19 protein-coding genes are annotated in these 19,084 nt (G+C 68.0%); 8 read left to right on the top strand and 11 right to left on the bottom strand.

What is annotated here, in order from left to right:
* Positions 1–4: 4 nt before the first annotated feature.
* A complete protein-coding gene (locus tag FHR19_RS14315; RefSeq protein ID WP_184029685.1) occupies positions 5–610 on the bottom strand; it encodes an SOUL family heme-binding protein in 606 nt (201 codons plus the stop codon).
* Between the two features lie 76 nt (positions 611–686).
* On the opposite strand from FHR19_RS14315, the gene FHR19_RS14310 reads away from it, so the two are divergent.
* The 4 genes from FHR19_RS14310 (at position 687) to hslU (ending at position 3,665) form a co-directional block, all read left to right on the top strand.
* A complete protein-coding gene (locus FHR19_RS14310) occupies positions 687–1,247 on the top strand; it encodes a glycoside hydrolase family 108 protein (protein ID WP_184029683.1) in 561 nt (186 codons plus the stop codon).
* Positions 1,244–1,657, top strand: coding sequence for a holin family protein (locus FHR19_RS14305; RefSeq protein WP_184029680.1), 414 nt, complete (start codon positions 1,244–1,246; stop codon positions 1,655–1,657). The genes FHR19_RS14310 and FHR19_RS14305 overlap by 4 nt, the downstream gene beginning before the upstream one ends.
* A 42-nt stretch (positions 1,658–1,699) precedes the next feature.
* The gene (gene hslV, locus FHR19_RS14300; protein ID WP_184029677.1) at positions 1,700–2,251 is read left to right on the top strand and encodes an ATP-dependent protease subunit HslV; all 552 of its coding nucleotides are present in this window, start codon (positions 1,700–1,702) and stop codon (positions 2,249–2,251) included.
* Between the two features lie 121 nt (positions 2,252–2,372).
* Positions 2,373–3,665, top strand: coding sequence for an ATP-dependent protease ATPase subunit HslU (hslU, locus tag FHR19_RS14295; protein WP_184029674.1), 1,293 nt, complete (start codon positions 2,373–2,375; stop codon positions 3,663–3,665).
* 104 nt (positions 3,666–3,769) lie between these two features.
* On the opposite strand, the gene FHR19_RS14290 is transcribed toward hslU, so the two are convergent.
* From FHR19_RS14290 to FHR19_RS14275, 4 genes are all read right to left on the bottom strand, one after another.
* Positions 3,770–4,171, bottom strand: coding sequence for a hypothetical protein (locus tag FHR19_RS14290; RefSeq protein WP_184029672.1), 402 nt, complete (start codon positions 4,169–4,171; stop codon positions 3,770–3,772).
* Positions 4,171–4,593 (bottom strand): hypothetical protein, encoded by a 423-nt coding sequence (locus tag FHR19_RS14285; RefSeq protein ID WP_184029669.1) that lies wholly within the window; start codon positions 4,591–4,593, stop codon positions 4,171–4,173. The genes FHR19_RS14290 and FHR19_RS14285 overlap by 1 nt, the downstream gene beginning before the upstream one ends.
* Positions 4,594–4,658: 65 nt before the next feature.
* Positions 4,659–5,393 (bottom strand): hydroxyacylglutathione hydrolase, encoded by a 735-nt coding sequence (gloB, locus tag FHR19_RS14280; RefSeq protein ID WP_184029667.1) that lies wholly within the window; start codon positions 5,391–5,393, stop codon positions 4,659–4,661.
* Between the two features lies 1 nt (position 5,394).
* Positions 5,395–5,850 carry a VOC family protein gene (locus tag FHR19_RS14275; RefSeq protein WP_184029665.1) on the bottom strand — a complete coding sequence of 152 codons (456 nt, stop codon included), beginning with the start codon at positions 5,848–5,850 and terminating at the stop codon, positions 5,395–5,397.
* A gap of 88 nt (positions 5,851–5,938) precedes the next feature.
* On the opposite strand from FHR19_RS14275, the gene FHR19_RS14270 reads away from it, so the two are divergent.
* A complete protein-coding gene (locus FHR19_RS14270) occupies positions 5,939–6,646 on the top strand; it encodes an SIMPL domain-containing protein (RefSeq protein ID WP_184029663.1) in 708 nt (235 codons plus the stop codon).
* An 80-nt stretch (positions 6,647–6,726) separates the two neighbouring features.
* Here FHR19_RS14270 and FHR19_RS14265 read toward each other — a convergent pair whose 3' ends face one another.
* A complete protein-coding gene (locus tag FHR19_RS14265; protein ID WP_184029661.1) occupies positions 6,727–7,434 on the bottom strand; it encodes an alpha/beta fold hydrolase in 708 nt (235 codons plus the stop codon).
* A complete protein-coding gene (locus FHR19_RS14260; RefSeq protein WP_184029658.1) occupies positions 7,431–8,831 on the bottom strand; it encodes a UDP-N-acetylmuramate--L-alanine ligase in 1,401 nt (466 codons plus the stop codon). Before FHR19_RS14260 ends, FHR19_RS14265 begins: the two co-directional genes overlap by 4 nt.
* Before the next feature lie 54 nt (positions 8,832–8,885).
* Between FHR19_RS14260 and FHR19_RS14255 the strand changes: the two genes are divergently transcribed.
* The gene (locus FHR19_RS14255; RefSeq protein ID WP_184029656.1) at positions 8,886–9,707 is read left to right on the top strand and encodes an LD-carboxypeptidase; all 822 of its coding nucleotides are present in this window, start codon (positions 8,886–8,888) and stop codon (positions 9,705–9,707) included.
* Here FHR19_RS14255 and FHR19_RS14250 read toward each other — a convergent pair.
* Positions 9,704–10,855, bottom strand: a complete 1,152-nt coding sequence (locus FHR19_RS14250) for an FAD-binding domain-containing protein (protein WP_184029654.1) — start codon at positions 10,853–10,855, stop codon at positions 9,704–9,706. The genes FHR19_RS14255 and FHR19_RS14250 overlap by 4 nt on opposite strands.
* 127 nt (positions 10,856–10,982) lie before the next feature.
* Here FHR19_RS14250 and thrS point away from each other — a divergent pair, with 127 nt between their 5' ends.
* Together thrS and infC are read left to right on the top strand one after the other, a co-directional pair.
* Positions 10,983–12,983, top strand: a complete 2,001-nt coding sequence (gene thrS, locus FHR19_RS14245) for a threonine--tRNA ligase (RefSeq protein ID WP_184029652.1) — start codon at positions 10,983–10,985, stop codon at positions 12,981–12,983.
* Positions 12,984–13,135: 152 nt separating this feature from the next.
* Positions 13,136–13,666, top strand: a complete 531-nt coding sequence (gene infC / locus FHR19_RS14240) for a translation initiation factor IF-3 (RefSeq protein WP_184029650.1) — start codon at positions 13,136–13,138, stop codon at positions 13,664–13,666.
* A gap of 162 nt (positions 13,667–13,828) precedes the next feature.
* Here the strand turns inward: infC and FHR19_RS14235 are convergent, their stop codons facing one another.
* The 3 genes from FHR19_RS14235 to FHR19_RS14225 all read right to left on the bottom strand — a co-directional run bounded on the left by FHR19_RS14235 (position 13,829) and on the right by FHR19_RS14225 (position 19,060).
* On the bottom strand, positions 13,829–15,931 hold the full coding sequence (locus tag FHR19_RS14235; RefSeq protein WP_184029647.1) for a TonB-dependent siderophore receptor: 2,103 nt from the start codon (positions 15,929–15,931) through the stop codon (positions 13,829–13,831).
* 85 nt (positions 15,932–16,016) lie between these two features.
* The gene (locus FHR19_RS14230; protein WP_184029644.1) at positions 16,017–16,298 is read right to left on the bottom strand and encodes a hypothetical protein; all 282 of its coding nucleotides are present in this window, start codon (positions 16,296–16,298) and stop codon (positions 16,017–16,019) included.
* Between the two features lie 14 nt (positions 16,299–16,312).
* Positions 16,313–19,060, bottom strand: a complete 2,748-nt coding sequence (locus FHR19_RS14225; protein ID WP_184029641.1) for a [protein-PII] uridylyltransferase — start codon at positions 19,058–19,060, stop codon at positions 16,313–16,315.
* Between the last annotated feature and the right edge of the window lie 24 nt (positions 19,061–19,084).

Genomic DNA, 19,084 nt, shown 5'->3' with positions numbered 1-19,084 from the left:
GGCTTCAATAGATACTGGCGACCGGCAGCAGCACCTCGTTCCGACGAAGCGGCCCCGGCACGAAGGGCGCGTTGTAGAAGGCGTATTCGGCCGGCCCCGTCGGCTTGAGGCCGTAGCTGCCGAGCCAATCGCGCAGTTCGTCCTCGCGCTCGGCCAGCAGCGCATCATCGGCGCGGCCCGCAAAGCGGATTGCGGCCACGCGGCGCGCGGGCAGTGTCGCCGTCGTCACCTCGTTCCCTGTGGGTTCGGGCGGCGTCAGGTCCCGATACTGCGCGGGCAGGATGAAGCGGGTGCGCCACTTGTCGCCGGCGCGGTCGGCGATGACCGGCGCGGTCATCGCGATCTTCTCGCCCACCCGCGACTTGGCGAAGATATAGTCGGCCAGCGCGCGAAAGCCCTTGCCGAGCGCCGCGTCGCGGTCGCCCTCATGCACCGCCTCCGCGATCGGCAGCGCGCCATATGCGCGGACCTCGATCGCCCCGTCCTTGAGCACCAGCGAGTAATCGGGCGTCTCGGTACGCGTCAGCCACCACGCCGCGACGCCCGCCGCCGCCGCGCCCGCGACGCCACCGCCGATCAGCCATGCCCGCCGGTTGGTATCCTCGCCCATGCTCACGCCCTTTCGCACCTGTCCTACAGCGAACCATATGGGTTAGCCGTCGAATCGTTTCGGGCGGGAGAGTAGCATGGAAATCGAGACGATGATCGACGATCTCATCGCGCGCGAGGGGGGCTTCGTCGATCACCCCGCCGATCGCGGCGGTCCGACGCGCTGGGGCGTGACGGAGGAGACTGCGCGCGCCTCGGGCTATCGCGGGGCGATGCGCGACTATCCGCGAAGTGCCGCCGCGTCGTTGTATCGCAGCCGCTACTGGCTGGCGCCGCGCTTCGATGCGGTGGCGGAACGGGCACCGCGACTGGCGGCGGAGCTGTTCGACACCGGCGTCAACATGGGGCCGGCAGTCGCGAGCGGGTTCCTCCAGCGCGCGCTGACCGCGCTCAACCGGCAGGGCCGCGACTATGCGGACATCGCCGTCGATGGCCGGATCGGGCCGCGAACGCTCGCAGCGCTCGATGCGTTTCTAGCGGTTCGCGGGGATCGCGGCGAAATCGTCCTTCTGAAAGCGGTCGAGGCGATGCAGGGCGAGCGATATCTCCGCCTTGCCGAACAGCGCCCGGCGAACGAGGCGTTTCTCTATGGCTGGCTCGCCAATCGCCTCGCCGATCCGGTGGAGAACGGCGCATGAGCATCCTCGACACGATCATCGGCCCGCTCGCCGGCCTCATCGACAAGGTGATCCCCGACCCGCGTGCGCGCGACGCCGCCAAGCTGGAACTGCTGAAGCTTCAGGGCAGCCAGGAGCTGGAACAGCTGCGCGCCCAGCTCTCTGCAATCGTGGCGGAGGCGCAGTCACCCGACCCGTGGACCAGTCGGGCGCGGCCGGGCTTCCTCTACGTCATGTACGCACTGTTTCTCTGGGCGATCCCGATGGGCCTGATCGCCGCCGCCAGCCCGGCCACCGCCGACGCGATCGCGCGCGGCATCACCGGCTATCTGCGCGCACTGCCCGAGGAACTCTACACGCTCTTCGGCACCGGCTATCTGGGCTATGCGGCGATGCGCCAGTGGGGCAAGGTCAGGGGCGTGGAGAAATAGCCGCGCTCTTGGCAGCGGGCGGCCCCTCCCCATATGCGCGCCATGAGCAAAGACAATGCGTGGCACGGCACGACGATCCTCTCCGTGCGCCGCGGGGGCCGCGTGGTCATCGCGGGCGACGGCCAGGTCTCGGCCGGCAACACCGTCATGAAGCCCAATGCCCGAAAGGTACGCCCGCTCGGCGACGGCAAGGTCATTGCAGGCTTCGCGGGCGCGACCGCCGATGCCTTCACCCTGTTCGAGCGGCTGGAGGCCAAGCTCGAGCGGCATCAGGGCCAGCTCCTGCGCGCCGCGGTCGAGCTGGCCAAGGACTGGCGCACCGACAAGTTCCTCCGCAATCTCGAGGCAATGCTGATCGTCGCGGACAACGACGTGACGCTGGTCGTCACCGGCAATGGCGACGTGCTGGAGCCCGAGGGCGGGATTGCGGCGATCGGGTCGGGCGGCAACTTCGCCCTCGCCGCGGCGCGCGCGCTCGCCGACTACGAGCCCGATCCGGAAGTGCTGGCGCGGAAAGCAATGGGCATCGCCGCGGAGCTCTGCGTCTACACCAACGACCGGCTGACGGTGGAGACGCTGGAAAGCGCAAGCTGAGCTACTCCCCTCCCTGAAAGGGAGAGGCCGGGGGTCGGTCGGTCTGCAAAGCACGATCGGTCTGCCCCGCGAACCAACCCACCCCCAGCCCCTCCCTTCCAGGGAGGGGAGCGAGTAAAAAATGACCGACACTCTCACCCCCAAGGCGATCGTCGCCGCCCTCGATTCGCACATCATCGGCCAGAAGGACGCCAAGCGCGCGGTCGCCGTCGCGCTGCGCAATCGCTGGCGCCGGCAGCAGCTGTCCGCCGACCTGCGCGACGAGGTTTCCCCGAAGAACATCCTGATGATCGGGCCGACCGGCTGCGGCAAGACCGAGATCAGCCGACGCCTGGCCAAGCTCGCCGATGCGCCGTTCGTGAAGGTCGAGGCGACCAAGTTCACCGAAGTCGGCTATGTCGGCCGCGACGTCGAGCAGATCGCGCGTGACCTCGTCGAGGAAGCGATCCGGCTGGAGAAGGAACGCCGCCGCGTCGCGGTGAAGGACAAGGCCGAAGCCGCCGCGATGACGCGCCTGCTCGACGCGCTGACCGGCAAGGATTCGAGCCAGGCAACGCGCGAGGCGTTCCGCCAGCGGCTGAACGAAGGGCATCTCGACAATACCGAGATCGAGATCGAGCTGGAGGCATCCAGCCCGATGCCGTTCGAGGTGCCCGGCGGCGCGCCGCAGATGATAAACCTGGGCGAGATGATGCGCGGCCTTGGCGGGCCGCAGCTCAAGCGGCGCAAGATGAACGTCCACGCCGCCTGGGCCAAGCTGGTCGAGGAAGAGGCCGACAAGCGCCTCGACCAGGACGAGGTGCATCGTGCCGCGCTCGCTGACGCGGAGGCGAACGGCATCGTCTTTCTTGATGAGATCGACAAGATCGCCGTCAGCGACGTGCGCGGCGGATCGGTGAGCCGCGAGGGCGTGCAGCGCGACCTCTTGCCGCTGATCGAGGGGACCACGGTGGCGACCAAGTACGGGCCGATGAAGACCGACCATGTGCTCTTCATCGCGTCGGGCGCGTTCCATGTGGCGAAGCCCAGCGACCTGCTGCCGGAGCTTCAGGGCCGCCTGCCGATCCGGGTCGAGCTGAAGGGTCTGACCGAGGATGATTTCGTCGCGATCCTGACCGACACCAAGGCGAGCCTGCCCGAACAATATCGCGCGCTGATCGGCACCGAGGGGGTTCAGATCGCCTTTACCGACGACGGCATCCGCGCGATCGCGCGCATCGCCGCGCAGGTGAACGGCGAGGTCGAGAATATCGGCGCGCGCCGGCTTCAGACCGTGATGGAGAAGCTGCTGGAGGAAGTGAGCTTCGATGCCGAGGATCGCGGCGGTTCGACCGTCACGGTCGATGCGGCGTATGTCGAGGCACAGCTGGCCGGTATCGCGCGGAACACGGACCTCAGTCGCTACGTGCTCTAGCCCTTACTTCCGTCATCCCAGACTTGATCCGGGATCCCGCTTCTTCTGCTCCTGTTGTCGGAAAGAAGAAGCGGGACCCCGGATCAAGTCCGAGGTGACGATAATCACCGCGCGCGGCGGTAGGGCGTGAAATCGCCATAGCGGCAGAACGGGCCTGCGATACCCGCGCTCGTGCCGCGCTGCACCGTGCGGAAGCGGTCGTTGCGGCAAAGCTGGCCGCCATAGACCTCGGCGATCACGATTTCGTCGCGGCCGATGAAGGGGCATCCCTCCGCGCGGCTGACCCAGACGGTGCCGGCATCCCGATAGACGAGCCGGTCGGGGGCGATCAGTTGCGGACCGCCGGTGTTGACCGGGTTTATGCAGCGTTCGGGCTTGCCCGCGACCCGACCGCCGATCGCCGCGGCGAGTTCGCGATCGCCGCGCGCGGCAAGGGCGCTCGCCGCCTGCTGCTGCGGCGCACAGCCCGCGACCGCGAGCACGGCGAACAGAGCAGCGGCGCGCATCAGCTGCGATCCTTGCGATAGGGGACGAAGTCGCCGAGCGTGCAGGACCCGGTCTGGAACCTCGACCCGCGATCGATCGTGCGCGCGATATCGCCGCGGCAAAGCGAGCCGATCGGCGTCTGGGTCACGAGAATGTCGTCGCGGTTGAGCGTGCAGCCCCCACTGGTATCGGTGCGATAGACGAGGCTCCCGCTGACCTCGTAAACGATCGTGTCGCCGAAATATTCGCTCCGCCGCGAGGTGCTGACCGGCAGGCAGGAAACCGGCTTGCCGGGCGTGAACCCTGCCAGCCGCTGATCGAGCCGCACGGCGTCGCGGGCATTCCGCTCCGCCATCGCCGCCTGCTCGCGCGGGGTGGCCGCACAGCCGGACAGCGCAGTGCCGGCGATCGAGAGCGCTACGAGGGTAGTGATTCGCGACATGGCCGGCTCCTGTGAGAATGCGAGTGGATACCCCAACGCCTGAACGCGGGCTGAGCGCACGAGGCTTAGCTGAATTGGTCCTTTTGCCCGCGAAGCTGCGCCAGTGCGGCGGCGTTGTCGACCCGAACGAACGGGTTGGTCGTGCGCTCGTCGCCGATGGTGGTCGGCACCGTCGCCTGGCCATCGGCGCGAAGGGCCTCCACCCGCTTCAGGCGGTCGGCGATCGCGGCATTGTCGGGTTCGGCATGGGCGGCGAACTTCGCATTCGACAGCGTATATTCGTGCGCGCAGTAGACGATTGTCTGCTCGGGCAGCGCCGCCAGCCGCTGAAGCGCGGCGTGCATCTGGTCCGCCGTCCCCTCGAACAGCCGGCCGCAGCCCATCGCGAACATCGTGTCGCCGACGAAGACCAGCGCCTCCTCCTCGAAATGGAAACTGACATGGCCGGCGGTATGCGCGGGCGTTTCCCACACCCGCGCCTGTCGCCGGCCAATCGCGACCGTGTCGCCCTCGGCCACCAGCCTGTCAGCAGTCGGGATCTTCGCCGCCTCCGCCGCCGGCGCGGTCACGGCCGCGCCATGCGCGTCTTTGATCGCCTGATTGCCCGCGGTGTGGTCGGGGTGCCAGTGCGTGTTCCAGACCTGACCGATACGCCACCCGCGCGCATCGGCAGCCGCGAGTACCGGCGCGGCCTCGCCCGGATCGACGACGACGGTCTCGCCGCTCTCGTCATCGTGGATCAGCCAGACATAATTGTCGCTGAGCACGGGCACGCGAACGATCTCGAGCGGGCCGTCCACCTTACCAGGCCCCGGTGTTCGGCATCGACGCCCACGGCTCGGCCGGCGCGAGCGCGTCGCCGGCCTGCAACAGCTCGATCGAGATGTTGTCGGGGGTCTTCACGAACGCCATGTTGCCGTCGCGCGGCGGGCGGTTGATCGTCACGCCGCCGTCCATCAGCCGCTGGCACGTCTCGTAGATATTGTCGACGCGGTAAGCCAAGTGCCCGAAATTGCGCCCGCCGGTATAGACTTCCGGCGCGCTGCCGTCCTCGGCGGGCCAGTTATAGGTCAGCTCGACCTCCGCCTTCGCGCGCTCGCCGGGACCGTTCATGTCCTCGGGCGTGGCGAGGAAGATCAGCGTGAAGCGGCCGCCCGCATTCTCCATGCGCCGCACTTCCTTGAGGCCAAGCAGCTCGAAGAACGCGATTGTCGCGTCGGGGTCGGTCACGCGGATCATCGTGTGGAGGTAATTCATCGCCACTCGACTCCATTCGTCGTATGTAAGCAACGGTTCATCGGCAGACACGCAGCATCGCCGCGTTGCATATGGGGAGTCGATAACGATGGAAAAGCGGGGTTCGTTCACCTTGATCGCCGCGGCGCTGGTCGCGCTGGGGCTGGTCATCGGCGGCTATCTGCTGGGCGACGGCCTGCGCCGCGCGCGGGCGGCCGACCGTTCGGTGACGGTGCGCGGGCTGGCCGAGCGGAACGTCACCGCCGACCTTGCCGTTTGGACGCTCAATTATTCACGATTGGGCGAGGATCTGGCGGCGGTGCGCGCCCAGATCGACGGCGATACGGCCGCGATCCGCCGCTTCTTCGCCGGCCTCGGCTTCCCCGCCGATACGCTGCGTCCGGCGGGCGCGAGCGTCATGCAGAACTACGACAACAACGGTGTGCAGCGGTTCACGGTGACGCAGCGGCTGCAACTGCGAACCGGCGACGTGGTGCGCGCGCAGAAGGCGGCGGCGCGGCAGTTCGACCTCGTTCGCGACGGCGTGGTGTTACAGGAGGGATCGGGCCTTACCTACAGCTTCACGAAGCTCAACGACATCAAGCCCGCGATGGTGGCCGAAGCGACGCGCGACGCCCGCGCCTCAGCCGAGCAGTTCGCAAAGGACAGCGCGACCGGCGTCGGCGCGATCAAGAGCGCGACGCAGGGCTATTTCTCGGTCGAGGCCCGCGACGGCGATCAGGCGAATTACGGCGTCGCCGACACGCCGTTCAAGAAGGTACGCGTGGTGACGACGGTGGATTTCTATCTGCGGTAATTGCCGAGCGACCCGCCCGTCACCCACAATCGACCGTCACCCCGGGCTTGACCCGGGGTGACGAAATAAAACGGCTGACGTTACGAGACCTCCTCCACCGCCCGGACGATCATCGCCACGTCCTGATCGCGCGAGAGGCGGTGATCGCCGTCCTTGACCAGCCAGCATTGCACGTCGTCGCCCTCGATCAACTGCGCCAGCCGCGCCGCGCGCTCCCACGGCACGTCGGGGTCGCGCATCCCCTGGACGATCCGGACGGGCAGCTTGAGCGAGATCGTCCCGTGCATCAGCCGGTTCGCCTCCCCCGCGGTCCAGAAGGCACGGGTCGTCACCGTCGGCTGGTCCGAATAGGGCGACGGCTTCTCCAGCCGCCCGTCGGTCAGCAGCGTCATCTTGTCCGCCTGGGAAAATCCCCAGTCGGTGAAGTCGGGCGCGGGGGCGATGCCGACCAGCGCGGTCACGCGCTCGGGTCGCGCCTTGGCGACGAGCAGCGCGATCCAGCCGCCCATCGACGATCCGACGAGCACCACCGGCCCCTTCGCCACCTGATCGACGACGAGCAGCACGTCGTCACGCCAGTCGGCGAGGGTGTAGTCCTCGAACGCGCCCTCGCTCTCGCCGCAGCCGCGATAGTCGAAGCGGATGAAGGCGCGACCGTTCGCCTTGGCCCACGCCTCCAGCGCCAGGGCCTTTGTCCCAGTCATGTCGCTGGCATAGCCGGGCAGGAAGACGATCGTCGGCCCCTCCCCCTCGGTCACGCGAAAGGCGATGCGGGCGTGGTCGGTCATGGCTGGGTCCTCTTGTCGAGCGCGGCGAGCATGTCGGCGGCAAGCTGGCTCAAGGTATCGTCGCGCGCGCCCATCACGACGATGCGGTCGCCGGGCACGGCGTTCGCCACGAGGTGCGCGGCGGCGGCGGCGCGGTCGGGGATGTGGCGCGCGGGGGCGCCTTGTGCTGTCAGGTCGGCGACGATGTCGGCGCTCGTCACCTCGCGGCTGGTGGTGCCGCCGTGATAGACCGGATCGGGTAGCACGAGCTCGTCACCGGGCCGCAGCCGCGCAGCGAGGCTCTCGACCAGTTCACGGCGCATCACCTTGAGCGGGCCATAGCCGTGCGGCTGGAACAGGAGTTTGAGCGCGCCGGGAAACGCCATCAGCGTGTCGAGCGTCGCGGCGATCTTATCCGGGTTGTGCCCGAAATCGTCGATGACGGTGACGCCGCTCGCCTCCCCCACAAGCTCGAACCGGCGCTTGAGGCCGACGAACCCCTCGATCGCGCGCACCGCATCCTCGATCGGCACCCCGCTCGCCACGACCGCGCCGATCGCGGCGAGCGCGTTGGCGACGTTGTGGCGGCCCGGCACCGACAGGCGGACGGGCAGCGACCTGCCCTCCCCCTCCAGCGTGAAGCGAATCGCGAACGGCTCGGGAATCATATCGCGCGCGACGAGATCGGCCTCGGCCTCGATCGCAAAGGTCGTGCGCCGGTCGCTGCCGATCGTCGCCGCCAGTGCCGCCGCTTCGGGATCGCCGGCATTGACGATCACCCGCGATGCCTTGCCCGCGAAGTCGCCGAACAGCGTGCGCAGTTCGTCCAGCGATTTGTGGTCGAGGCTGACATTGTTGAGCACCGCGATGTCGGGCGAATAGAGCGCGATCGACCCGTCGCTCTCGTCGACTTCGCTGACAAAGGCGTCGCCCTGCCCCACCAGCGCGCTGGCAAAGGGGCGATCGGCGGTCGCGAAGTTTTTCATCACCGCGCCGTTCATGACCGTCGGATCGCGGCCGAGCGCGTGGAGAATCCACCCGATCATGCCGGTGACGGTCGACTTGCCGCTGGTCCCAGCGACGCCGATCCGCACCCGACTGTCGTTGAACAGCGACGCGAGCAGGTCGGCGCGGCGCATCCGCTGCGCATCGACGCGCGTGGCCGCGGCCATGTCGGGGACCGTTTCCTCGACCGCGGCCGAGGCAACGACGATCTGGTCGGGCGAGACGATGCCGGTGCCGTCCTGAGGGTAGAGGTCGATGCCGAGCGCGCGGAGCGCCGCGAACTTCGGCGCCAGCCGGCCCTGATCGAGCGTCCGGTCCGACCCGGCGATCGCCGCGCCGCGGCCGGCCAGGATCATCGCCAGCGGCATCATCCCCGACCCGCCCACGCCCACGAAGAAATAACGCTGGTGCATGGCCGCCGCTATCGGCACTTGCGCGGACGAGGGCAAGCCTAGAGACAGGCGCGCATGAGGATCGCCGTCGTCGCCCCCGCCCGTTCGATCCGCCCCGAATCGGCCGCCCGCGGCGCGGCGTTCGCGGCGCTGGAGTTTCCCGAGGCGGAGCTGGCCTTCGACCCGCAATGCTTTGCCGAGGCGGGGCATTTCGCCGGGCCGGACGCGCTGCGTGCCGAGACGTTCCTGCGCTACGCCAACGACCCCGCCTATGACGCGATCTGGTTTGCGCGCGGCGGTTACGGCTCGAACCGCATCCTGGCCGAGGTGATGCCGAAGCTCACCGACGCGGCGCGGGCCAAGACCTATATGGGCTTTTCCGACATGGGGTTCCTGCTGGGTGCGCTCTATGCCCGGCGGATCGGACGGCCCTGCCACGGGCCGATGTCGACCGAGGCGACGGCGCGCAACCGCGGCGGGCCGGCGTGGCGGGCGCTCGCATGGCTGACGGGCAAGGACCGCCGCGCGCTCGAACCCGGGCTCGACGGGCGGCCGGCGGCGGCATTCAACCTCGCCATCATCACCGCGATGCTGGGAACGCCCTGGGTGCCGGACCTGACCGACCACGTGCTGCTGCTCGAAGAGGTCGGCGAGAGCTATTACCGGATCGACCGGATGATGTTCCAACTCGCCAATGCGCCGCAGCTTCGTGGGCTGGCGGGGATCCGCCTCGGCAGCGTCACCGACGTGCCGGAGGGCGACGGGCCGGAAGCGTTCGGCGAGACGATCGAGGCGATGATGACGCGCTGGTGCCGCGAGATGCGCGTCCCCTATCTGGGCCGTGCGAAGATCGGCCATGATGCGGAAAACACCGTCGTCCCGTTCGGCATCGCCTAGCCCGGCAGGCCGAGCGCGCGCAGCTTTGCCGGCGCGCCGCTCTTCACCTTGAAGAACCCCGCCGTCGCGAGCGGCCAGATCGCCGCGTCGTAGTCGCGGACGAAGGTCGTAACGCCGGCCAGCGCCGGGGCATTGCCGATCGAGACATAAGGCGCGACGACCGGGCGACCGTCGGCCACCGCTTCAATCGCCTCTGGACGGTCGCACGGCAGGATCGGGCAGCCATAAGCCTTGCTCGCACGCGCCGCTGCATCCTCACCCGCCGCACGCCGGAACGCGGCCACCGCCTCGGACAAACCCTCGTCCCGCGGCGCCAGTGCGATCACCCCGGCAGGCGCTGTCGGCAGCGGATGTTCGATCGCCAGATCGCCCTCGTGCAAGAGGAGCACCCACTCGCCCTCTACCTTCGGCTTCGGCGGCGACACGAAGCGGGTCAGCGCCGGCTCGAAATCCTCGGTCAGCGGCTCGACATGCGCCGCAAGTCCCTTCGGATCGAAACGGCCGTCCGTGTACTTCGCGATGTTGTCCGCCCGCGCGGCATAGGCCTTGCCGCGGGTGTGGAGCCCCGCGACCCAGCGCCACGACAGCGTGTTCGACGCCGAATCACCGTCGAGCAGGTGCTGCAGGAAGAAGTCCGCCCCCAGCACCCAGGGCAGCCGCAGCGTGAAGATCCAGATGCTCACGAACCACATGCGACTGTGATTGTGCAGCCAGTTGTGCTCGGTCAGTTCGCCCACCCAGGCATCGAAACAGTCGATCCCCGTCCGCCCCCCGACCGCCGCGCGATAGTCGCGCGCCAGCCCGCCATTCGCCTCGACCGCCGCCAGCGCCGCGTCGCGCTCGGCCAGATAGCGGTCCCACACCGCCGGCCGCTGTTCCAGCCAGCCGCGGAAATAACCGCGCCACAGGACTTCGCTGACGAACTTGTCGGCCTTGTCCGGCCCATGTTCCGCCAGCGCCCGCGCCAGCACTTCCTGTTCCTCGACTAGCCGATACCGCAGATAGGGAGACAGCGCCGACACGTTCCCCGGCCACTCGCCCGCGCCGCCACGGTCGTGATTCCGCTCGGCAGCATAGCGGCGGCCCATGCCGGGGGCGAAGGCGTCGAGGCGGGCGAGGCCGGCGGCGCGGGTGGGTTCGTGGCTCATTCCCGTGAGCTAGGTCGCCGCCGCCCCGCCCCCAATCCCGCTTTTGGTCGGGCCGCGGCGATTGCCAGTGCGGGCGCGGGCGGGCATATGCGCCCCTTCCCATCACAAGCGACGAAAGCCCGCGCGAATGTCTGCGATGTTCAAGATCACGCTCCCTGACGGTTCGGTTCGTGAGGTAGCGCCGGGGACCACCCCCGCGGACATCGCGGCCGCGATCGGGCCGGGCCTCGCCAAGGCGGCGATGGCCGCGCGCGTCGATGGCGAGGTGCGCGACATCATGCGGCCGTTCGATGGAGACGCTGAGCTCGCGCTCATCACGTCGAAGGACGAGGCCGACGCGCTCGAACTCGTCCGCCACGACTATGCGCACATCCTGGCCGAGGCAGTGCAGTCGCTGTTTCCGGGGACGCAGATCACCTTCGGCCCCTCGACCGACGACGGCTTCTACTACGACTTCGCGCCGAAGGACCGGCCCTTTACCGAGGACGACCTGCCCGCGATCGAGGCGGAGATGCGCCGCATCATCGCCGCCGACAAGCCGCTGATCCGCGAAGTCTGGAGCCGCGAGGACCTGATCGCGCGCTGGCGGGCGCAGGGCGAGACGTTCAAGGCCGAATGGGCCGCAGAGCTGCCCGACGGCGAGGAACTGACCGTCTATCGCGCGGGCAAAGGCGAGGATGCGTGGCTCGACATGTGTCGCGGTCCGCACCTCGCCTCCACGGGCAAGGTCGCGGCGGACGCGTTCAAGCTGACGCGCGTGTCGGGCGCCTATTGGCGCGGCGACCAGAAGAACGCGATGCTCAGCCGCATCTACGGCACCGGCTGGCTCAACAAGAAGCAGCTCGACGCGCACCTTCACCGGCTGGAGGAAGCGGCCAAGCGCGACCACCGCAAGCTCGGCCAGGAAATGGACCTCTTCCATCTTCAGGCCGAGGCCCATGGAAGCGTGTTCTGGCACCCCAACGGCTTCGTCATCTGGCGCCAGCTCGAGGCGTATATGCGCCGCGCGATCGACGCGGCCGGCTATCAGGAAGTGAAGACGCCGCAGGTGATGGACGCGCGCCAGTGGGAGGCGTCGGGCCATTGGGGCAAGTATCGCGAGAACATGTTCGTCATCCCCGACGAGGTGCCGAACACCGACGATGACGGCCCGATCGTCAGCGACGACGCGGACTGGATGGCGCTGAAGCCGATGAACTGCCCGGCGCACGTCCTGATCTTTCGCCAGGGGATCAAGTCGTACCGCGACCTGCCGATGCGGCTCTACGAAAACGGCTGCTGCCACAGGAACGAGCCGCACGGCGCGCTCCACGGCCTGATGCGCGTGCGCCAGTTCACGCAGGACGACGCGCACATCTTCTGCCGCCAGGACCAGATCGTCGCGGAAGTCCGCGCGTTCTGCGAGCTCGCCGACCGCATCTATCGCGACTTCGGCTTCGCCTATTCGATCAAGCTCGCGCTGCGCCCCGAAAAGCGGTTCGGGACCGAGGAAATGTGGGACCTCGCCGAAACCGAGCTGCGCAATGCGGTGGTCGAGGCGGGGCTGGCGACCCCGGAATATGGCTGGGAAGAACTGCCCGGCGAGGGTGCGTTTTACGCGCCCAAGCTCGAATGGCACCTGACCGACGCGATCGGGCGGACGTGGCAGGTCGGCACGATCCAGTCCGACCGCGTGCTGCCCGAGCGGCTCGACGCGTCGTACGTCGGCGAGGATGGCGAGCGCCACCGCCCGATCATGCTCCACCGCGCGATCTTCGGCAGCTACGAGCGGTTCATCGGCATCCTGATCGAGCATTTCGCCGGTCGCCTGCCCGTCTGGCTCGCACCGACGCAGGCGGTGGTCGCGACGATCGTTTCCGACGCCGACGGCTATGCGCGCGAAGTCGAGGCAAAGCTCAAGGCCGCCGGCATCCGCACCGACGCCGACCTGCGCAACGAGAAGATCAACTACAAAGTGCGCGAGCACAGCCTCGCCAAGGTCCCGCACCTGCTGGTCGTCGGCAAGCGCGAGGCGGAGGAGGGCACCGTCGCGGTCCGCACGCTGGGCCGCGAGGGACAGCGGATGATGACCCTCGACGAAGCGATCGCGATGCTGACCGAGGAAGCGACGCCGCCCGATCTGCGCTGATCGGCGGGCCACCGTTGCGCGGACGCATCACCCCGTGGCCCGCCGCGCTCGATTGATCGCGAGCGGCGGGCGATGGCGCTTCCAAAATCGGGTCCGTGCGACTATATGACGCAATCGAAATAGCCTCAGGAGAAACAGCTATACGTCCCCCGATGCGGCGCCCGCTGGCGCCCCCGCCCATGAACGGCCCCCGCTTCAACGAATTCATCCAGAGCCCGCGCGTCCGCGTCATCGACCAGGACGGCGAGAACCTGGGCGTGATGTACACGCGCGAAGCGATGGAGCAGGCGAAGGAAGTCGGCCTCGACCTGGTCGAAGTGTCGCCCAACGCCGATCCGCCGGTCGCCAAGTTCCTCGACGTGGGCAAGTACAAGTACGAGGCGCAGAAGAAGGCGAACCTCGCGCGCAAGTCGCAGAAGACGCAGGAGATCAAGGAGATCAAGATGCGTCCGAACATCGACGATCACGATTACGACGTGAAGATGCGCGCGATCCACAAGTTCATCGGCGAAGGCGACAAGGTCAAGGTGACGCTGCGCTTCCGCGGTCGCGAGCTCAGCCACGGCCAGCTCGGCATGCAGGTGCTCCAGCGCGTCGCCGCCGACTGTACCGAGGACGCGAAGGTCGAGAGCTATCCGCGCATGGAAGGCCGTCAGATGCTGATGGTCCTGTCGCCGAAGTAAGCGAGTCCAGCGTTTGGACGAAAAAAGGGCGGTCCCGATGGGGCCGCCCTTTTTCGTACCCCTGCAGTCTACCGTCACCCCGGACTTGATCCGGGGTTCCGCTTCTTCTCTACTTGAAGAAAGAAGCGGGACCCCGGCTCGGGGGCTGGGGTGACGTAGCGGTCAGAACTTCACCGCCAGCGTCGCGCTCGCCGTGCGCGGCGCGCCGTAGAAGCCCTGCTCCCAATAGAGGCTGGAGATGTACTTCACGTTGGTCAGGTTGCGCACGTTCGCGGTCAGCGACAGCGCCGGGCTGATCGTCCAACGCGCCATCAGGTCGACCAGCGCATAATCACCCTGCGTCGTGCGGATCGCCGGCGTCGTGGCGGTTGCCGCCCGCTGCTCACGCGAAATCTCGCTCTGATACTGGACCGCGCCGCCGACCGTCACCTCGGGCAGCGCGGGCGGCGTGTAGGTGACGTTGAGCCGCGCGGTGTGCCGCGGCACATAGGTCCGTACCGCCACGCCGGTATCCGGATCGCGCAGCCGCAGTGCCGTATAGCCGCCATTGACGTTGAGCCCCGGCAACGGCTGGCCGCCGACGTCGAGCTCGATCCCCTCCGACCGGGCGTTGATGAGGCGATAGAGCTGCTGGCCGATCGTGGTGTCGAAGATCGACGCCTCGGCCAGGTCGTTCTGCGTGGCGCGGAACACGGCGGCGGAAGCGTAGAAGCGGTCGCCGAACCAGCTTCCCTTGACCCCAGCCTCCAGATTGTCGCCCTTGACCGGCGGCAGGATGAACAGGTTCTCGCCGATCTCGAACTGCGGATTGAAGATTTCCGAATAGCTTGCGTAGAGGCTGACATTCTTCGTCACGTCGAACGTCGCGCCGGCGAACGGAAGCGCGCGCTTCTCGTCATAGACGCGGTCGACGCCATAGGAATAGCCGCTGCTCTCGACCCAGGTGTAGTTGCCGCCGAGCATGATCTTCAGCCGGTCGAACGGGTTGAGGCGGACGAGGCCGTACACCGACGTACGCTTGGTGTTGTAGTCGGCGCTGAGCGTAAAGGGCGGGAAGACCGGCTCGGCGATGCTGCCGTCGAACGCACTGTTGCCAGGGAGCGGCGCGCCCGCGGGCGGATAGCTCGAATACTGCATCAGGTTGGCTGTGCCGTGGTTGACGCCGAATACGACTTCATGCTTGCGCTCGCCGATGTTCAACGGCCCGGTGACATAGCCGTCCAGCGTCAGCTCGCGCGTCGGCCCGCGGAACCAGCCGGGATAGGCGAACAGCCCGTCGCCGGTCGCCTCATCGGGGTTGCCATAGACGTAGAAGAGCTTGGTATCCTCGTCGATCGCCTTGCGCAGCACCGACGCCTTGGCGCTCCAGCCGCCGCCCAGATCCTGCGTCAGGTCGCCGAAGATCTGCTGCGTCAGGATGTTCCAGCGCGTCCATTCGGCCGAGGTGCTGGTCGAGCGCGGATAGTCGGTCGGATTGCCCTGCGCGGTGAACAGCGGCAGCGCGCCCCACAGGCCGCCGTCGGTGCGGTTGTCCTCGCGCTGATAGCCGACCGACAGCGTGGTGGTCGGGGTGAGATCCGCCTCGACGATCCCGTACAGCACCGACCGCTTGCCGGTATAGCGATCGAGATAGCTGCCGACGTCCTGATACGCGCCGACGATGCGGCTACGGACGGTGCCGTCGCTGGAGAGGGGCACGGTCAGGTCGCCCTCGACCCGCCTCGTGTCATAGGTGCCGCCGGTCAGCAACACGCTGCCCGTGAGGTCGGTCCCCGGCCGCTTGCGGATGAAGTTGATCGTCGCGGACGGGTTGCCCGTCATCGACAGGAGGCCGTTGGCACCGCGCAGCACCTCGACCCGCTCATAGGCGGCGGTGTCGAGCGCCCCGTTCTGAAGCCCGAAGGCGAAGGGCTGGCCGATGCCGTCCTGCTGGAAGTTCGTGATCTCGAACCCACGCGCGGTGTAATAGGTGCGGTCGGTCTCCGCCTGCTGCACGTTCACGCCGGTCGTCGTGTTCAGTAGCGTGTTGACGTCGCGAAGCTGGAAGTCGTCGATCTGCGCGCGGGTGACGACGCTGATCGACTGCGGCGTGTCCTTCTGGCTCAGGTTCAGCCGGGTCGCCGATCGCGCGGCGCGCACGCCGTATTCGTTCTCGTCGACGCTCGTATCGCGCACGCCGGTGACGACGATCTCCTGCGAGGTTTGCGGATCGTCCTCGATCGGCGTGGCGAGCGAAAGCGCGGCGAGCAACAGCGGTGCGGGCATCTAACGTGTCTCCTTCTGCGAAGCGCTCTAACGCCACAGACAGAAGATGCAAGTCACTCTCAATAGCGCGACCAAATATTGCGGATCAGTCGCAACTTGATCCATCGCCGCCGCCTTCCTCCCCGCAATCGGCTGCGCCGCCTTGCTGCGCGTTGCCTGCGTCCGCCGTTCCCGTGTCATCACCGGCCCGGCGCCGGGGCCGCTTCCGCAAGTGGCGTCGCAGGAGCACGCCGCGCAGGACGACGACACCAACGATCGCCACGCTGACGAGGAGCAGCGTCGGCATACTCAGGCCTTGCTGCTGCTCGGGCGCGAACGCGGCCACGAGTAGGGGGGCGACGAGAACGAGAAGCGGAATGCGGGTCATCGATGTCCTGTTCGTCATGCGGCCTCGGCCAGCGTGCCCTCACCCACCGCTGCCTCCATCAGGCGCCGCTCGATCGACCGCATCCGGGCGGCGGCGTCGATTTTGTCGCCGATCAAATCGGTCACGTAAAAGGTGTCGACCGCGCGCTCGCCATAGGTCGCCACGTGCGCCGAATGGATCGTCACCTTCGACTGGAACAGCGCGTTGGCGAGGTGGAAGAGCAGCGCGGGGCGGTCGCGCGCATTCACCTCGATCACCGTGAACCGGTTCGAGGCGTGGTTGTCGATCAGCACCGCCGGCTCGATCTCGAACGCGTCGGCACGCGGGCGGACGAGCGGCTTGGCGCGCAGCCGCTCGGTGATCCGCGCGCGGTTGAGCAGCGCATCGCCGATCGCCGCGGTCAGCCGCTCGAGCTGGCCGGGATCGTCGAACGGCCGGCCGAGCGGATCCTGGACGAGGAAATTGTCGAGCGCCATGCCCTCTCGCGTCGTGTGGATGCGCGCGTCGATGATGTTGCCGCCCGCCGCATGGATCGCCCCGGCGATGCGATAGAAGATGCCCGGATGGTCGGCGGCATAGATCGTGACCAGCGTCGCGCCGCGCTCCCGATCGGGCTGGGTGTCGATCGACAGCTTGGCGTCGCCCGCCCGCTCGATCAGCCGCGCGTTGCGCTCCAGCACGTCGACGGGTTCGGCCACCCAGTAGCTTTCGGGCAGTTTCTTGACGAGGCGCTGGAACGCGGGCGCGTCCCAGCCCAGCGTCTGCGCCAGCGTGTCCTGCTTCGCCGCCACCCGCTCACCGCGCCCACGCTGCTTGTGGCCAAGGCGGAGGACCTCTTCGGCGCCCTCGTACAGATCGCCGATCAGCTGGCGCTTCCACCCGTTCCACGTCCCCGGCCCCACCGCGCGGATATCGACGACGGTCAGCACCATCAGCATCATCAGCCGCTGCGGGCTGGCGACCGCGCCGGCGAAGTCGAGGATCGTCTTGAAGTCGGAAAGGTCGCGCTTGAACGCGGTCGCGGACATGAGGAGATGCCAGCGCACCAGCCACGCCACCGCCTCGGTCTCCGCCGCGGTCAGCCCGAACCGCGGACACAGGCGCTTCGCCACCTCCGCCCCCAGCACCGAATGGTCGCCGCCGCGCCCCTTGGCGATGTCGTGGAGCAGCACCGCGACATAGAGCGCGCGGCGCGACACGATCTGGGGGAACAGCGCGGTCGAGATCGGGTGCTCGTCCCTCAGCTTCCCCTGCTCGATCCGCGCAAGCAGGCCCACCGCGCGGATCGTATGCTCATCGACGGTATAGTGATGATACATGTCGAACTGCATCTGCGCGACGACGCGGCCGAAATCGGGCACGAAGCGGCCGAACACCCCCGCCTCGTTCATCCAGCGCAGCACCGTCTCGGGATCGCGCGGGGACGTGAGCACGCCGAGGAACAGCGCGTTGGCACGCGGATCGTCGCGGTGGTCGTCGATCAGCTTGGCATCGCGCGCCGCCGCGCGCATCGCCTGCGGATGCACCTCGACCCCGTGCTGGTCGGCAAGCGCGAACAGCTCGATCAGCCGCACCGGATCCTGGCGAAAGAAGTCGTCGGCGGGCAGCGCCAGCCGCCCGCGATCGAGCACGAAGCCGTTGAGCTTGCGCGGCGACCGGCGGATGAACGGCAGCCCGAACCGGCGACCGCGCGATGCGAATGTCTCGTCCAGATGCGCAAGGAACACCCCGGTCAGGTCGCCGACGGTCTTGGCCTGGAGGAAATAGAAATGCATGAACCGCTCGACCGCCATCTTCCCCGGCCGGTCGCCGTAATTCATCCGCGCCGCGATCTCTCGCTGCATGTCGAACGTCAGGCGGTCCTCGGCCCGCCCGGCGATCAGGTGCAGGTGGCACCGCACCGCCCAGAGGAAGTTTTCGGCGCGGTTGAAGCGGCGATATTCCTGCCGGGTGAGCACGCCCTTCTCGACCAGTTCGGCCGCGCGCTGGACGCCGTAGGCATCCTTACCGATCCAGAAGAGCGTGTGGAGGTCGCGAAGTCCGCCCTTCCCCTCCTTCACATTGGGTTCGACGACGTAGCGGCTGTCACCCATCTTGACGTGGCGCTGATCGCGCTCGGCCAGCTTCTGCGCGATGAAGCCGCGGGTGTCGGCCTGCACCTCCGCCCGGAACCGCCGCGACGCCTCGTCATACAGGTGCGTGTCGCCCCAGACATATCGCCCCTCGAGCAGGGCGGTGCGGATCGTCACGTCGCTCTTCGCCATCCGCACCATCTCGTCCAGCGAGCGCGACGAGTGGCCGACCTTCAGCCCCATGTCCCAGAGGGCGTAGAGCATCGATTCGATGACCTGCTCGCACCAGCCGGTCCGTTTCCAGGGGGTGAGGAAGCCGAGGTCGATGTCCGAATGCGGCGCCATTTCGCCGCGCCCGTACCCGCCGACCGCGATCAGCGTCATCCGCTCCGCCGCGGTCGGATTGGTGTTCGGATAGATGCGTTGGACGGTGAAGTCCCAGAGCAGGCGCAGCAGCTGATCGGTGAGGAACGCCTGTGCGTTCGCGGTTTCGAGGCCGCGGGTCGGATGCTCGGCGAAGCGCCGCTCGATCTCCGCCCGGCCGTCGTCGAGCGCCTGCTTGAGGATCGCGGTGCCGGCCAGGCGCAGGCTGGCGCCCTTCGCCGCCTCGACCGCCGCAAGCTGGTCGGCGATGATCCGGCGGTCGATGATCGCGCGGCGATGGGGCAGATGGGCGAAGCGGTTGGGCATAGCGCCCTAGATAAGGGGCGACGG

This window comes from Sphingomonas yantingensis (assembly GCF_014199325.1).
Classification (GTDB): domain Bacteria; phylum Pseudomonadota; class Alphaproteobacteria; order Sphingomonadales; family Sphingomonadaceae; genus Sphingomonas; species Sphingomonas yantingensis.
Note: the sequence above shows the minus strand (reverse complement) of the source record. Positions and strands in the feature narration are given on the sequence as shown.